Source organism: Thainema salinarum CENA647 (genome assembly GCF_057732415.1).
The window spans coordinates 696,124-710,989 of record NZ_JBYJZJ010000022.1 but is presented as its reverse complement, the minus strand read 5'-3'; the positions used below and the strand labels follow the sequence as shown (position 1 = coordinate 710,989).

Annotated in this window: 16 protein-coding genes and 1 pseudogene; 8 read left to right on the top strand and 9 right to left on the bottom strand. The window is 50.1% G+C overall.

Annotation, left to right across the window (positions count from 1 at the left end):
• Positions 1-58: 58 nt before the first annotated feature.
• Both AC286M_RS09915 and AC286M_RS09910 read right to left on the bottom strand, forming a co-directional pair.
• Positions 59-1,249 carry an AEC family transporter gene (locus tag AC286M_RS09915; RefSeq protein ID WP_488204225.1) on the bottom strand — a complete coding sequence of 397 codons (1,191 nt, stop codon included), beginning with the start codon at positions 1,247-1,249 and terminating at the stop codon, positions 59-61.
• Positions 1,250-1,778: 529 nt separating this feature from the next.
• Positions 1,779-3,521 carry an ABC transporter ATP-binding protein gene (locus AC286M_RS09910; RefSeq protein WP_488204224.1) on the bottom strand — a complete coding sequence of 581 codons (1,743 nt, stop codon included), beginning with the start codon at positions 3,519-3,521 and terminating at the stop codon, positions 1,779-1,781.
• A 217-nt stretch (positions 3,522-3,738) separates the two neighbouring features.
• Between AC286M_RS09910 and AC286M_RS09905 the strand changes: the two genes are divergently transcribed.
• From AC286M_RS09905 to AC286M_RS09890, 4 genes are all read left to right on the top strand, one after another.
• Positions 3,739-4,026, top strand: coding sequence for a 2TM domain-containing protein (locus AC286M_RS09905; protein WP_488204223.1), 288 nt, complete (start codon positions 3,739-3,741; stop codon positions 4,024-4,026).
• Between the two features lie 33 nt (positions 4,027-4,059).
• A complete protein-coding gene (locus AC286M_RS09900; RefSeq protein ID WP_488204222.1) occupies positions 4,060-4,359 on the top strand; it encodes a DUF3181 family protein in 300 nt (99 codons plus the stop codon).
• Positions 4,360-4,643: 284 nt separating this feature from the next.
• Positions 4,644-5,519, top strand: a complete 876-nt coding sequence (locus AC286M_RS09895; RefSeq protein ID WP_488204221.1) for an S-methyl-5'-thioadenosine phosphorylase — start codon at positions 4,644-4,646, stop codon at positions 5,517-5,519.
• Positions 5,520-5,636: 117 nt separating this feature from the next.
• Positions 5,637-6,002, top strand: coding sequence for a hypothetical protein (locus AC286M_RS09890; RefSeq protein ID WP_488204220.1), 366 nt, complete (start codon positions 5,637-5,639; stop codon positions 6,000-6,002).
• A gap of 86 nt (positions 6,003-6,088) precedes the next feature.
• Here AC286M_RS09890 and fghA read toward each other — a convergent pair whose 3' ends face one another.
• Complete coding sequence (fghA, locus tag AC286M_RS09885) at positions 6,089-6,940, bottom strand: S-formylglutathione hydrolase (RefSeq protein WP_488204219.1); 852 nt, start codon at positions 6,938-6,940, stop codon at positions 6,089-6,091.
• A 6-nt stretch (positions 6,941-6,946) separates the two neighbouring features.
• Complete coding sequence (locus AC286M_RS09880) at positions 6,947-8,059, bottom strand: S-(hydroxymethyl)glutathione dehydrogenase/class III alcohol dehydrogenase (protein ID WP_488208825.1); 1,113 nt, start codon at positions 8,057-8,059, stop codon at positions 6,947-6,949.
• A gap of 188 nt (positions 8,060-8,247) precedes the next feature.
• On the opposite strand from AC286M_RS09880, the gene AC286M_RS09875 reads away from it, so the two are divergent.
• From AC286M_RS09875 to AC286M_RS09860, 4 genes are all read left to right on the top strand, one after another.
• A complete protein-coding gene (locus AC286M_RS09875; protein ID WP_488204218.1) occupies positions 8,248-9,162 on the top strand; it encodes an EI24 domain-containing protein in 915 nt (304 codons plus the stop codon).
• 251 nt (positions 9,163-9,413) lie between these two features.
• Positions 9,414-11,066: an ABC1 kinase family protein gene (locus AC286M_RS09870; protein ID WP_488204217.1), complete on the top strand. Its 1,653-nt coding sequence runs from the start codon at positions 9,414-9,416 to the stop codon at positions 11,064-11,066.
• Complete coding sequence (locus AC286M_RS09865) at positions 11,024-11,230, top strand: hypothetical protein (RefSeq protein WP_488204216.1); 207 nt, start codon at positions 11,024-11,026, stop codon at positions 11,228-11,230. Before AC286M_RS09870 ends, AC286M_RS09865 begins: the two co-directional genes overlap by 43 nt.
• 47 nt (positions 11,231-11,277) lie before the next feature.
• Positions 11,278-11,943, top strand: a complete 666-nt coding sequence (locus AC286M_RS09860) for a glutathione S-transferase (RefSeq protein ID WP_488204215.1) — start codon at positions 11,278-11,280, stop codon at positions 11,941-11,943.
• A 220-nt stretch (positions 11,944-12,163) separates the two neighbouring features.
• Here AC286M_RS09860 and AC286M_RS09855 read toward each other — a convergent pair.
• The 5 genes and pseudogenes from AC286M_RS09855 to AC286M_RS09835 all read right to left on the bottom strand — a co-directional run.
• Positions 12,164-12,436, bottom strand: a pseudogene (locus AC286M_RS09855) (IS4 family transposase); the annotation flags it as partial.
• A 45-nt stretch (positions 12,437-12,481) separates the two neighbouring features.
• Positions 12,482-12,682 carry a hypothetical protein gene (locus AC286M_RS09850; RefSeq protein ID WP_488204214.1) on the bottom strand — a complete coding sequence of 67 codons (201 nt, stop codon included), beginning with the start codon at positions 12,680-12,682 and terminating at the stop codon, positions 12,482-12,484.
• A 500-nt stretch (positions 12,683-13,182) separates the two neighbouring features.
• Positions 13,183-13,728: a hypothetical protein gene (locus AC286M_RS09845; protein ID WP_488204213.1), complete on the bottom strand. Its 546-nt coding sequence runs from the start codon at positions 13,726-13,728 to the stop codon at positions 13,183-13,185.
• Positions 13,729-13,823: 95 nt separating this feature from the next.
• Positions 13,824-14,411 (bottom strand): transposase, encoded by a 588-nt coding sequence (locus AC286M_RS09840; protein ID WP_488203438.1) that lies wholly within the window; start codon positions 14,409-14,411, stop codon positions 13,824-13,826.
• The gene (locus AC286M_RS09835) at positions 14,363-14,854 is read right to left on the bottom strand and encodes a helix-turn-helix domain-containing protein (protein WP_488203724.1); all 492 of its coding nucleotides are present in this window, start codon (positions 14,852-14,854) and stop codon (positions 14,363-14,365) included. Before AC286M_RS09835 ends, AC286M_RS09840 begins: the two co-directional genes overlap by 49 nt.
• Positions 14,855-14,866 lie beyond the last annotated feature (12 nt).

Here is a 14,866-nt window from a genome sequence, read left to right as displayed (position 1 = left end):
TTTATCCGCTGGCTTGGGATATGCCTAAACTGCATCAGTGCGGATTGATTAGGAGCCTTTAAGGTATCCACATGCCGATGGAGTGCTTAGGTCGCTTGAAGCGAAACCAATGCAGCGGTAAATAGCGCCATCCTTGGCCAATCGCACATGCTGCGAATGCTCCTAAACCCGCTAAACCCAAGCTAAATGGCTGCGCGAAGTGGGTGCCGCTGGAGAAGACTAGCATAAAGATGCTGATGGAAAACAGAAAGGAGCGGGCGAGTAAAGTCGTTGCGAAGTCGGTGTCGAAGAAGGGAGTCGATGCAGAGTCTGGTTGATCATCAAAGGGATCGGTGGGATCGGGATGCGCTTGTGCCGCCTGCTGATTAATCGTGGCGGCATGAAGCAGCGGCAGCAGACTAAACGACGCTTGCGGCAGTGCCACAAACAGCATTAGCGCTTCTGGTTCCGTCGGCTTCAAAAGTGCGATCGCAGTTGCACTGATTAAAAAGCCGACGCCGGAGCGCACCAGCAAAATCATCAGCGTTTTGCCCAACTGGGGCGATCGCAGCTTTAGCGACAGGCCAATGTAAATCAGAATCAGCGGCGTGGAGCAGTCCGCCAGTCGATCAATCGCCGAGAATATCGCGGGGGGTAACGATTCGGGCGTGACGTGGAAATAGGCCAGCCCCAGCCCCGCCACAATGGCTACGTTGACGGGTTCCGTTACCAGGAAGCGCAGAATTTCAACGCATTGAGCCGACTTTTTTTGGGACTGATGCGGCTGTCCAGCCTGATCGGGATCAATCTGAGATCGCTGATACCAAACCAAGGCCAAAATATATAGCCCCACCAGGACAAACAGCTTATTGCCGACATCTGCTAACGCTGCCCAGGCTAGACCATCGCGACCAAGGAACTGTTCAATGAAGGGATACAGCGTCAATCCTGGAGCCAAGGAGGGAAACAGCAGCGCCAGCGTCCGCACCTGGGGGCGACTGTTCTCGCCCATAAACCCGTAGACCAGGCCAAAGCCCACGATCAGCAGCGTTAAATTAATTGTGATCGCAAATGAGGGCAGCAGGGCCAGATTCAGATTGGTGTCAATCGACAGCGTAGACAGAAAAATGGTAGCGGGCAGTGCGACGTTCAAAATTAGCGATCGCAGCGTTTTGATTGAATTGGGATCGGGAAATTTACGTTTTAGAGCATAACCAATGGCAATCAGCAGACCCAGCGCAATTGCCTTATGAGCGACAGAAATAGACATGAAGATCTCTCAATTTGCTGGTTTTTGATCCCGCCAAATCTGAGCATGGTTCTGATGCGATTGTAGTGATGCGAGAGTTAAAACTTGTCAGATTAAAGCGGTGATCATGTAGCGTAAGATAAGCGTAAAAGGTCATGAAGCATGGAATTCAGACTCTGAGTTTGATGGGTATATCAGGTCTGACTTGGAACATCATAATGTTTATAAAAAGCAAATATGGCAGGCTTTTCACAAACATTCATCGAGTTTTTTCATCCCGACTCACAACTTGTTGCAGAAGAGAACTCAATAGAAAATTTGAGCGAAGCTGTAATGATATCTAGACTCCGTATGAATTTGCCCGCACCAAGGATTGAATCCTTTTGAGTTATACCTCTCTTCGATGGGTTCTAACCTCCAAGATTATGAGGAGATTTGGTTATATCTTGATGACAATTAATCGACATCGCCGTGGGAATACGGATGAACAAGTACAAAACTTGAATACTCAAACTTGAATACTCAAACTTGAATACTCAAACTTGAATACTTACTGATAACCCGCCGCCTGCATATTGAATAAGCGTGCATAGCGTCCCTGAGCCGCAAGTAACTCCTCGTGCGTGCCCTGCTCAATTAGCTCACCATGCGACAGGACGATGATTTTGTCCGCCATTCGCACGGTTGAAAAGCGGTGCGAAATTAAGATCGCCATTTGGTTCTCGGTGGCTTGGCGAAACTGCTCAAAGATTTTCACCTCCGCCTCAGCATCCATCGCCGAAGTTGGCTCGTCCAGCACCAAAATGTCTGCCCCGGTTCGCATAAACGCACGGGAAAGAGCAATTTTTTGCCACTGGCCGCCGGATAGCTCTTGGCCACCCTTAAACCAGCGGCCAAGCTGGGTGTGAAAGCCCTCCGGCAACGCTTCAATAAACGGTGTAGCGGTGCCTTTTTGAGCCGCAGTTTGCCAGCGATCGCAGTTTTCGAACTCGTCCACATCACCGACGCCAATGTTCTCGCCCACTTTGAACTGGTACTGCACAAAGTTCTGAAAGATCACGCCGATCCGCCGCTGTAGTGTCTCCAGATCCCACTCTTGCAGATTGCGACCATCGAGCAGAATGCGTCCCCCAGTTGGTACATACAGCCGAGTCAGCAGCTTAATCAGCGTCGTTTTGCCGGAGCCGTTTTCACCCACCAGCGCTAGCTTCTCGCCGGGTTGCAGATGAAACGAAACACCCTGTAGTGCAGGTTTGGCGCTGCCGGGATAGGTAAACGACACCTGCTCAAACCGCAGTCCATCGCCCGGTGCTGGCCCATAGCGGGCATAGCCTAAATCCTCTGGCACCTTCTCTTCTAGAAAATCGTACAGATTGGCCAGATATAGGCCATCCTCGTAGATGCCGCCGATGCGAGTTAGGACAGAAGCAAACGTCGTCTGCCCCTGTCGGAAGACCGTCAGATACATAGTCAGATCGCCCAGAGAAATCGCGCCCGCAATCGTTTCCAAAATAATCCAGGCGTACGCGCCGTAAAAAGCCAGCGTACTCAGCAGACTCAGCCCATAGCTCCAGAAATTGCGGCGAACAGTAAGACTGCGATCTTCCGCGTACAAACGGTGAAAAATGTCCTTGTAGCGCTGGAGCAGCATCGGCCCCAGTTGAAACAGCTTCACCTCTTTGGCGTAGTCCTCCCGCGCCATTAGCACTTCCAAGTAGGTCTGCTGGCGGGTTTCCGGCGATCGCCAGCGGAACAGCCGAAAGGCTTCCCCGGCAAATTTCGTCTCGGCCACAAACGGCGGAATCGCCGTCAGCATCAGAATCAGCACCGCCCAAGCGGAAAATTGCAGTAACAGACCGCTGAACGTCACCAGTGAAATCACGTCCTGCACCAGGCCAAACGTGCGCGTCACCATGCTCAGAGGCCGATTCGATGCCTCCCGCCGCGCCTGGGTCATCTTGTCGTAAAACTCAGAATCCTCAAAGTGCTCCAGACTGAGCGTCAGCGCCTTTTCCAGAATCAGCACGTTGACTTTTTGGCCCAGCAGCACCCGCAGCAGCGACTGGCACAAGCCTTGTCCCTGACGACTACCCGCCAGCAATACAACTAAGATTGCTTCTATTCCCAGATAAAGTAGGGCTAAGTTGCGATCGCGCATTAAATCGGACTGCGCCGCCGCCACCACACTATCAACAATCAGCTTCCCCACATAGGCCGTCGCCGCTGGCAGCACTCCCCCCAACAGCGTCAACAGCGCCAGCGCCAGCGTCAACCGCCAATCCGTCGCCCACACCAGACGAATCGCTCGGCCACAGTATTTGTAAATTGAAAGAGAGTATTGAAAGGCTTGCCACGGTGACTGAAATTGACGTTTGGGGCGTGGCCTACTTCTGTCTATATTTCGCTTCAAGTCTCGCTTCGAATTCCGTCTCGTCATACTCCTACGATAGCCGCATCGACACCGTACAATGAAAAGGCACTTTCATGAGACAGAATCGGACTGAACCCTTATGCCTCCACGTTGGCCTCGCAAACCCGATCGCAAAAATGATCCCGCTTTTCGCAAACTCGATGACCGCATGAACTTTGCGCTGCATGTCGCGATCTTTGCGGCCACGAATTCCGGCCTCTGGTTCCTGCATACCCTCAATCCCAACTGGGTCAGCTGGGTCGCAAATGTGACAGGGGTTTGGGCAATTGTTCTATTGGGACATGCGATCTTTATTTTTGCGATCGCAGACTATTCAAACAAAAACACAGTCCCCTCGACAGACGACACATCGCCGGGTTCTACGTAACCTGAAGAAAAATAATAAGGAGGAAAAATCAGCATGGCTTACGCTACTGAAGCAGTTGAATCCTTAGCCGCTGAAATTGGTGAAAACATTTACATGGATATCGCCAAATGGCATCTCTATCTCGGTGATGCCAAGCTGCACACGCCCTTAGCTGAACGCTTCTATCCAATGATGGAACAGGGCAATCTAACCGAAGATGCAGTCATGCAAGCCTTACAGACCATGACCGTTAAAGTCGGCGGCAAACGCGAGCTTCCCCTCTCTGATTTAATTCCTGCCCAAAATCAGCAAGAGCTAGTCAGACTACTCGAAGACTACCAGCGCAATCTGTAATCACTCAAAATTCTCTTAACTTCAATATCGTCACAGAGACCTGTCCAACCTGCGGATAGGTCTTTGCTCTATCAGTGCCCATTGCCTTTGACTCCACATCCTCGCTAGAAGGCGAAAAGCCTTTCGCCCCTACAATTACCGATCCTGCCTCTACAGCCCTCTTCTATACTCCTGCTCCCTTTCTTCCCCGCTCCTCACTCTCTCCAGCCCCCTTGCCCCACCCCCGCAGCAATACCGTATGATGACGAAAGCAAATTTCCCCTAGCACTTAACCTCTAACCCCTATGGCAGCACAGGCAAAAATCGGCATCATCGGCGGCAGCGGTCTTTATAAAATGGAAGCGCTCAAAGACGTTGAAGAAGTCAGAGTCGAAACCCCCTTTGGCGATCCCTCCGATGCCTTGATTGTGGGCAAACTGGATGGCGTATCCGTGGCGTTTCTTGCTCGTCATGGTCGCAATCACCACCTGATGCCGTCTGAACTGCCCTTCCGGGCCAATGTCTATGCCATGAAGAGTCTGGGTGTGGAGTACTTGATCTCGGCATCGGCAGTCGGTTCACTTCAGGAAGCCGCAAAGCCTCTGGATATGGTCATTCCCGACCAGTTCATTGACCGCACCAAGAACCGCATTTCAACCTTCTTTGGCGACGGCATTGTGGCTCACATTGGCTTTGCCGATCCAATTTGTCACCAGCTCGCGCAAGTTGTTGCGGATGCGGCTCGCGGCCTCAACTTGACTGATAGCACGGTTCACCAAGGCGGCACCTACGTCTGTATGGAAGGGCCAGCCTTTTCCACCAAAGCCGAATCAAATCTCTACCGCAGTTGGAACGCCACCATCATCGGCATGACAAATCTGCCAGAGGCAAAACTGGCACGAGAAGCCGAAATTGCCTACGCTACGCTGGCGCTCGTCACCGATTACGACTGCTGGCATCCCGACCACGACAGCGTCACGGTGGAGATGGTAATTGGCAATCTGCAAAAGAATGCTGTCAATGCCCAAAAGGTGATTCAAGAAACCGTGCGTCAGCTCAACACCAATCCCTTTGTCTCAGAAGCGCACTCGGCTTTGAAGTATGCCATTATTACGCCGAAGCAGGCGTTTCCAGAGGAAACGAAGGCTAAGTTGGAGTTGTTGCTGAAGAAGTATTTGTAAAGGCTGTAGAGGCTGTAGAGGGCTGTAGAGACTGAAAAAGTACAACTCTGTGACTTAATTCACCTCCACAGCCTTGACTGGAGAACTCCTGTTGCATTTACACAAATATCTGTGCCAATGAGTATTGAGATCGCTTTCAACGAACAGGAACAGCACTTTCTGGCCTTTGTTTTGATGGAAGTTTTTGGTGGCGGATCAACACGCATCATCCAAAATATTCTGGGCGACCATGTTGAAGCTGCACGCCTCTTAGCACCAAAAGTGCGATCGCAGTCTGAAGCCGATTCACCATCAATCACTCTGACAGCGAGCGAATGGCGAACTATGTACGAATCGCTAAACGCCGTTATTTACGGTCTTGGCCCAAGTGAATTAAATACATGTACTGGACATAATCTTCAAGAGGCTTGCAGTATCAATCTCAAAATTTGTGCAGCGGTATGGGGCGCACATGGAGTAGGGAGAGCATGGGTAGGAAGCTAGTAAACTAAATTGAGCAATGAATTGATCAATTCATTGCTCAATTGGCCAAACCCAAAATCAATCTCTCTTGTCAGTGTGAGCCCAGGTTAACGACACAAAATTGCCGCATGATGGCGCAGGTGATCGGCCATAAACGTGGCGATGAAGTAGTAGCTGTGGTCATAGCCAGGTTGCATTCGCAGCGTTAGGGGTTGTCCGGCATTCTGACAAGCCTGTTCAAACACATCCGGCAAAAGCTGCCCCTGCTCTAGAAAGGAATCCGCTCCTCCCTGATCAATCAAAATCGGCGAAATCGGCTGAGCTGCAGTCTTGACCAGTTCCGTTGCGTCGTACGCTCGCCACTGCGTTTGATCAGCACCGAGATAGTTGGAAAACGCCTTCTGTCCCCAGGGACACTGCATCGGCGCAGCAATCGGCGCAAAAGCCGAGACAGACTGGTACTTATCCGGATTCTTCAACGCGCAGATCAAGGCACCATGACCACCCATTGAATGACCAAAGATACCAGTGCGATCGCGCTTGACTGGAAAATTGGCCGCGATTAGCTCTGGCAACTCGTCTACCACGTAGCTATACATCCGGTAGTGGGACGACCAAGGTGCTTGGGTCGCATCAACGTAAAATCCGGCTCCGGTGCCAAAGTCCCAGTCATCATCTTCACCCGGAATACCTGAACCACGGGGGCTGGTATCAGGTGCGACCAGCATGATGCCATGTTCGGCGGCGTAGCGCTGGGCACCCGCTTTGGTGGTGAAGTTTTCTTCGGTGCAGGTGAGGCCAGAGAGGTAATAGAGGACGGGAACGGGGCCGTTTTGAGCCTGGTGGGGCACGAAAACGGCGAAATTCATGGTGCAGTTACAGGCAGTGGATTCGTGGCTATAGAATTCGACGCTGCCGTTGAAGCAGTGGGTTTTGGAGCGAAGAGTGAGGGTAGACATAAGTTCTTAGTCGTACAGAATGACGCTGCGAATCGATTCGCCGTTGTGCATGAGGTCGAAGGCGTGGTTGATTTCAGAGAGGGGCATGGTGTGGGTAATCAGGTCGTCGATGTTGATCTTGTTGTCCATGTACCAATCGACGATTTTGGGCACGTCGGTACGGCCTCTGGCACCCCCAAAGGCGGAGCCTTTCCAAACGCGACCCGTGACCAGTTGAAATGGACGGGTGCTGATTTCTTGGCCTGCGCCTGCGACGCCGATGATGGTGCAGACGCCCCAGCCTTTATGACAGCATTCGAGAGCTTGGCGCATGACGTTGACGTTGCCGATGCACTCAAACGAATAGTCTGCGCCGCCATCGGTGAGTTCGACCAGGTGCGACACCACATCTCCTTCAATTTCCTTAGGATTGACAAAGTGGGTCATGCCAAATTTTTCTGCGATCGCACGTTTGTCGGGATTAATATCAACCCCAATAATCTGGTCGGCTCCCACCATGCGGCAACCCTGGATGACGTTGAGACCAATGCCGCCCAGACCGAACACGACCACGTTGGCACCCGGTTCAACCTTGGCTGTGAAAATGACTGCACCAATCCCCGTCGTGACGCCACAGCCGATATAGCAGACTTTATCGAAGGGCGCGTCTTCGCGGATTTTGGCCAGGGCAATCTCTGGCAGCACCGTATAGTTGGCAAACGTCGAGGTGCCCATGTAGTGATAGAGCGGTTTGCCGTCCAAGGAAAAACGGCTGGTGCCATCGGGCATCAAGCCTTTGCCTTGAGTACCCCGAATCGCTTGGCAAAGGTTCGTTTTCTGGCTGAGGCAAAACTTACACTGGCGACATTCCGGTGTATAGAGAGGAATCACATGATCGCCGGGTTTCAAGCTGGTGACACCGTCGCCAACTTCAACGACGATACCTGCGCCCTCGTGGCCCAAAATCGAGGGGAACAGACCCTCCGGGTCGCTACCAGAAAGCGTATACGCATCGGTGTGGCAAACCCCTGTAGCCTTGACTTCGACTAAGACTTCGCCTGCTTTCGGCCCTTCAAGCTGAACCGTTTCAATGCTTAAAGGTTTGCCCGCTTCAAAGGCAACGGCAGCTTTCACATCCATGACTTCTTCCTCTTCGCTTCGCCAATCAACTTTGCCAGTCACGTAGCATTATCAACGCCGAAGCCATTATGTCACTAGAAGCTTTATAGAGTCGTAAGATCCAGATTCGGGTATCCCATCTGCTCAAAATGCGAAAGACGTGACAGGATTGGTCTTGTCAACCGTTTACTATCACACGTCCGTCGCATATGGCTGACATCCAACCGCCCAATGAGCCAACTCGGCCAAAAGCACCTTCAACATCCAAACCATCTGAGTCCTCTAAATCAGATGGACAGGATTCCATTGCTCCTGCAACCCGTTCGACTCCCCGTAAACCCTCCAAAGGCATTCGCGGCTTCTTCAGTGGTGCAACCTATCCGCTACGAGCGATCAAGATACTACGGGAAAACGCCCGCTTGTTGCAGTACGTCATTTTCCCGATTCTGCTGAATATCTTCCTGGGCGCAATCATTTATGTCAGCTTAGTTTTACCCGGCTTTCGGTTTATCGATCAGCTCGATCTGCTGGCGACTCGTCTGCCAGAGTGGCTGGCCTTTTTGAGCGTTGTGCTGCCAGTCGTAGAAGTGATTCTGCAAGTGCTACTGGGCATTGCGCTGTTGATTTTGACCGGAATCTTGCTGCTCCAGTTTGGCGTGATTCTCGGTTCACCCTGGTACGGCAAGCTCTCGGAAGAACTAGAGAAAATCCGCACGGGCAAAGAACCAACCCCAGAACCGTTTAGCCCCACCGCCATCGTCCGCGATCTGTGGCGAGCGATTATGTTTGAGATCAAAAAGCTAGGGTTAGCGATCACGGTTGGTTTAGTGCTGCTGCTGTGTAACTTGGTTCCCGTCGCTGGCACTGCGATCGCAGCTATCGGCGGCATTACTCTCGGTGCCACAATTGTTTGCCTGGACTTTTTCGATGCGCCCCTAGAGCGACGACGGCTCCAGTTTCGCCGCAAGCTCGGCATTGTGTTTGGCAACCTACCCGCCAGTGCAACCTTTGGCCTGGTTTGTCTAGGATTAGTGAGTATCCCTTTCGTCAACCTGATCGGCATTCCGATTTGTGTCGCTGCCGGAACGCTGTTTATTTGCGATCGCGTCCTCTACCGCCTCTAATATCCAAGTCTGATTGAAAACCCATAATTTATTTTTTGTGAAACGTTTGCTCCGCAAACGTTTCACAAAAAATAAATCGGATTCTTACACACAGACTTGATATAACCATCCACCCATTCACTCATCCACCCCATCACCTATCCCAATAAATCTATCCCCAAGTAGAAATTCTGCCGCAAAGCAAAACCACCGTTTAAGCTAAATATGACGGCAAGTTGACTCGTCTTAATACTGTACTAAAGGGAGGCCCCGTGTTTTCTAGCATCGCTCGCACGAGTGGACGACAACGCGAAATTGCGGAAGTTGTCTTTCGCAACGGCTGGGATTATATGCGGGGGTTATTGACAGGCGGCAAAGCAGACGAACCCCGGTTGCCGACTCCTGCTGTCTTACGCAATATTCTGATCGACCTGGGGCCAGTCTACGTCAAGCTCGGCCAGTTGCTCAGCACCCGCCCCGACCTGTTGCCCGGCAGCTACATTGACGCGCTCAGCACTCTACAGGCCGATGTTCCGCCCGTTGCTTGGCCAGAAGTTGAAGCGATACTGCGGCAGCAGTATATCCGACCGCTGGACGAAATTTTCAGCAAAATCGAAACGAATCCGGTGGCCGCTGGCTCCATTGCCCAAACGCACCGCGCCACCCTGGCCTCTGGCGAAGAAGTGGCACTCAAAATTCAGCGACCGGGCATTGACAGCATCATTGCTCAGGACATCGCCATCATCAAAGGACTAGCCGAACTGGTCGAACTGACTGAGTTTGGCCAAGATTATGATGCGTCTACGCTGGCAGAAGAGTTTACCTCGGCGTTACTAAAAGAACTGGACTTCACGCAAGAGGCTAGCTATGCCGATCAGCTCCGGCGCAACTTATCCAATAGCCGCTGGTTTGACACCAAGCATATTGTTGTCCCCAAAATTTATTGGGCATTAACCACCGAAAAGCTGATGGTGATGGAATGGCTGGACGGTGTGCCAATTCTGATGGCAGAAGTATTAGAAAATCGGAATGGTCAAACTGTTGTCCTGTCGCGGCGAGAAATTACGCGGCTGATTTTTCGGGCCTTTTTCCAGCAGATCTATCTTGACGGCTTTTTCCATGCCGATCCGCATCCTGGCAACATTTTCTACCTCAACGATGGTCGCGTAGCGCTGATTGACTGCGGTATGGTCGGTCGCCTCGATCCGCGTACGCAGTCAATTTTGGTCGAAATGCTGCTGTCAATTATCGACTTAGACGCCCAGCGCTGTGCTCAACTGACGCTCAAGCTGGCCGAATCCTCCGGTCGCCCCGTCAATCTGTCACGCTTAGAAGCGGACTATACGCGCCTGCTGCGCCGCTACTACAATCGCAGTCTGGCCGAGATTAACTTCAGCGAAGTATTCTACGAAATTTTGCAGGTGGCTCGCGACAACAAGATTCGCCTACCCGGCAATATGGGCCTCTACGCCAAAACCCTAGCTAATCTGGAAGGCGTAGCCCGCTCCTTTGATCCAGAAGTCAATCTGCTGGATGAAATTCGTCCGCTGATGACCGACCTGTTCCGGCGGCAGTTGTTGGGTGATAATCCAGTGCAAACGCTGTTACGCACGGCCATTGATGTCAAAAATCTCTCGCTGGAATCGCCGCGCCAGGTTGAAGCGCTGCTCGACCGGGTATCCACGGAAACGCTGACCTGGAACTTGCAGGTGAAGAACTTAGATGCCCTCCGCCGCAGCTTAGACGATTCCGCCAATCGCCTCTCCTTTAGCATCGTCGTCGGAGCTTTGATTATCGGCGCGGCGACAATTTCAACAGGTGGAGCGAGTCAGTTCCTCTGGCTCAGCTATTTGCTGTTTGCTGCTGCCAGCTTACTTGGCTTGTGGTTGATCATCAGTATTTTGCGATCGGGTCGTCTGCGCTAAATGAGCTAAGTGCGATCGCAGATCAAATCGCTCAGATGAAACTGGTGCTGTGCAGCGACTCTTCTAAGGGAGCGCTGGAAGACTGCCCATATCTTTCCATCGACCCGACCTATACGGGGGCGCTATCCGTCGGTCAGCGTCAACTGTTAGACCTCAGAAAATAAAGTAGCGTAATTCGTTTGTCATCTTAATTTCTACAATTCGAGGGCTTATGATTACTGTCCACCATCTCGAAAACTCTCGCTCCCAGCGCATTCTCTGGTTACTAGAAGAACTTGAACTCGACTATGACCTCAAATGCTATGAGCGCGACCCACAAACCCTGCTCGCACCTGAACGACTGAAGGCCGTGCATCCGCTGGGCAAGTCTCCCGTGATAACCGATGGTGATATCACTGTGGCCGAGTCCGGTGCCATCATTGACTATCTGATAGAGACTTACAGTCAAGGCCGATTATTTCCCACCGAGCCGGAGCAGCGACGCCGCTACCGCTACTGGCTACACTACGCCGAAGGCTCGCTCATGCCGTGGCTGGTGATGAAGCTGGTGTTTAGTCGCATTCCCGAAAGTCCAGATATGCCATTTTTCCTGCGTCCGGTGGCCAAGCAGATTATGGCTAAGGTGCAAACCCAGTTTCTCGATCCTCAACTGAGCACTCATCTAGGCTTTGTTGAAGCCAGTTTACAGGGCCAAGACTGGTTGGTAGGGGACTTTTCCGCTGCCGATATTCAGATGAGCTTTCCGTTAGAAGCCGCGAGTAATCGCATTGATTTAGCTGTCTATCCACAGATTCAGGCGTTTATGCGGCGCTATCAAGAGCGTCCAGCCTATCAACGGGCAATCGCCAGAGGTGGTGCGCTAGAGCCTTTGGAATAAATCGTTCAACAACCAATCGTCGAGAACCAGTATCGGCTCTCAAGCCTGTACTTAATCAAAGAAAACCTTCAAAAGCGCTGGGTAAATCAATATCGCAAGTCTCAAAATAAAACCACTCAAATTGGATTGAGACGAACGAACTGAACACAAGCCCATGCCAGACATCTTGGAAGAACTCAACCAGAAAATTGCCGAGCTGAAGCAATTAAAAGCAGAGTTCCTAAGTACAGGACAAAAGCTGAAGAGCCGCTGAAAACCGAGCTGTGTTGCAATCTAGATTGAGAGAATCGAGCGAAGGTAGTCGAGACCATAACGAAATAAGCTCTTGGCTCGCCGTCCATAAGATTTGAGGGGAATGGGGTTCAATGGGGTTCGCCTGGTGTAACCAGAGACCACTGTTGAGTGCCCAACCGAGAGCCAAGGTCAGCAAAGCAAACAGCTTACTCAAGCGATTGGGATCGCGCAGATGGGTTTCTTCGAGCCGGAATCCTCGGCGTTGATCCAACGGCTTGATATCTTGCTGAAAGTGCGATCTCACTTATAGTGTGAGATCGATATTTTTTTGCTTAGCAAGATTTATACATTCAATCCACTCTTTCCAGACAGCAGGGTCAGCCGTCGAGCCATCTTCCAAAATGCTCATACTACCTAATAAACCTCCTACATCGTCAGATTTTGTTCTCTCGTAAAACGTTTCTAAATAAGAATACATAGCAGCATATGCTTCTTCTGCAGTCAAGCAAACTCTCATAATTAATCTCTCCAAGATGTTGAAGTGATCGCAGTTCAATGGTGCGCTATGGCTTTGCCTAACAGCACCCTACTCAATAGATGCGATCTCGTTATGTATTATTTGAACCTTCCTCTTTCAACTTCATACGTTGCTCAAATCTTCGCCAGAATTCGTTGCGTATATTAGCTAAGTTAAATATTGTTTGAACATGATTTTCATTTTCTAGACAATATATGCCTGGATTTTTTTGAATACTTAGCAGCAGATTCATAAGTGTTCAAAATAAGAAGTTTTGAGCTGCAAACTGGACAAAGAATTGAACCTCCTTGCCCATGAACCTCAAGTATTTTTTCTAAATTATCCGTATTAGTTCCATAAATTAGCGAAGTCATAAGCAACTCCCAAAACATTACTTAAAGGTGATCGCAGATCTCTATCGTGGTGTTAATCTAACGGCTTGATATCTTGTGTGGGTGTGTGGGAAGTGCAATCGCTTTGTCGCCAAATTAAGGTATTTGATTCTCAATATCTTTCTTGCCAAACAATTCAGCAGGATCAATATCTCCTTCTTTCAATTCAACTTGTGGATAAAATATTTTAACAACTGATTGCCTAAGTGAGGCTCGACAATTAGGACAGGGAAGTATAGTACTTAGCAAATACTTCTTTCTATCCAATCCTGGATTACCAAGATAAGGATCTCCCGGCGGAATAACTAAAGTGTTCCATATACTAAAACATTCAAAACAAGTTGTTTTTTGGTGATTCGTCTTTACCGCATTTTCAAACTGATAGTCTTCAAACGTATCGTTTTCTACGGCGACATCTAATCCATCTAGATTTGTGCCATCATTCCAAAATAAATAATAAACCGAAAAAGAATCAGACAAAATACTTTTAATTAAAACAAGTCTAATATCCTGCTTATACTTGAGAATTTCATCCGTAAAATCGCTTTTATTTTTTACAATAAAACTCTCAAATCTTTCAGGCACTAGTTCGTCTTTGCTCAAATAAATATATTTTGTTTTTTCAACCACTATTTCCTTCATCTCAATTTATTTCAATGCTTTTAATCTGTTGAGCTTACAAGTGCGATCACAAATCTTGTGCAGTGCGCTTCATTGTAATATTCCCTACAGCAATCTCAAACAGGACATGAACAGTAACCATACATGAAGGCTTTCTCAAAGATGAAGGTTTGCAGATGAGTCGCCAGATAAAAGAGGAGTTTGACCGAGCGAAAGGAGTGGCACAAGCGGGCAAATTTACGACTAAATCGCTTGGCCTGTAACCAAACATCTTCGACCGGATTTTGCTCGGGTGCATTAGGCGCAAGCTGAATGCAAGTGAGTTTCCAGTGCTGCTCTCGAGTACCATGATTCTGTTGACTCAGGTAGTTGCGAACCACCTTGGAACGGTGGTAGCTGGCTCCATCCCAGATGATGAAAAAGCGAGTGGACTCATCATACTGAGATTGAAGATACTTCAGAAAGGCCACGGTATTGTGCTGATTGCCTGCCTCATACTCATGAATAACAAAGCTCTTGCTCAAATAGTCCAAGGCTCCATAGTAGGTCTGCCGCTCTCGAATGGAGGCAATGGGGATGTCCACTCGCTGATTGCGCCGACTCCATCCATATCCACGGAGGTCTCCCCAGAGCAGATGGCACTCATCGAGAAACATCACTCGCACCTGCCCACTGGCGATCTCGGCTCGCCACTGGACCAGCAACTGTTGAATCTCGGCTTTTTTGCCTCGACTTTGGCCTCCTCTTGGCCCGGATGCACCGAGTGGGATTTCTTCCAGCTAAACCCTGCGTCTTTGAGCAGTTGGGTATAGCTTTGGGCTGAGCGATAGAGCACTCCATAGCGCTCTTCAATCTGCTCAACAAGCTCCTCTAGTGTCCACCAGTTTTTCTGCTGCAACCACTCAAAGATGTCCTGTTTCTGCTCGGCGCTTAAATAGCCTTGGGTGCCCCAGTAGTGGGATTTCAGTCCCTCGACTCCTCGCTCTTCATAGCGCTGGTGACTCGCACTAATAAATCCCAGAGAAACCTGTAGGATATCTCGGATCGCCCGATAGCTTTGACCTCTCTGGTGCAGTTGCACGGCCAAGGCGCGTTTCAGTTCTTGGGCAGAGGGATTACTTTGGATAAATTCTTCCAGGGAGGTCATGGCTGATTTACT

Bases quoted from the DNA above. Each gene is read 5' to 3' on its own strand.
- AC286M_RS09905 (WP_488204223.1), top strand. From the start codon at position 3,739: ATGCCTCCACGTTGGCCTCGCAAACCCGATCGCAAAAATGATCCCGCT.
- AC286M_RS09835 (WP_488203724.1), bottom strand. From the start codon at position 14,854: ATGACCTCCCTGGAAGAATTTATCCAAAGTAATCCCTCTGCCCAAGAA.
- AC286M_RS09860 (WP_488204215.1), top strand. From the start codon at position 11,278: ATGATTACTGTCCACCATCTCGAAAACTCTCGCTCCCAGCGCATTCTC.
- AC286M_RS09890 (WP_488204220.1), top strand. From the start codon at position 5,637: ATGAGTATTGAGATCGCTTTCAACGAACAGGAACAGCACTTTCTGGCC.
- AC286M_RS09895 (WP_488204221.1), top strand. From the start codon at position 4,644: ATGGCAGCACAGGCAAAAATCGGCATCATCGGCGGCAGCGGTCTTTAT.
- AC286M_RS09880 (WP_488208825.1), bottom strand. From the start codon at position 8,059: ATGGATGTGAAAGCTGCCGTTGCCTTTGAAGCGGGCAAACCTTTAAGC.
- AC286M_RS09915 (WP_488204225.1), bottom strand. From the start codon at position 1,249: ATGTCTATTTCTGTCGCTCATAAGGCAATTGCGCTGGGTCTGCTGATT.
- AC286M_RS09845 (WP_488204213.1), bottom strand. From the start codon at position 13,728: ATGAAGGAAATAGTGGTTGAAAAAACAAAATATATTTATTTGAGCAAA.
- fghA (WP_488204219.1), bottom strand. From the start codon at position 6,940: ATGTCTACCCTCACTCTTCGCTCCAAAACCCACTGCTTCAACGGCAGC.
- AC286M_RS09875 (WP_488204218.1), top strand. From the start codon at position 8,248: ATGGCTGACATCCAACCGCCCAATGAGCCAACTCGGCCAAAAGCACCT.
- AC286M_RS09900 (WP_488204222.1), top strand. From the start codon at position 4,060: ATGGCTTACGCTACTGAAGCAGTTGAATCCTTAGCCGCTGAAATTGGT.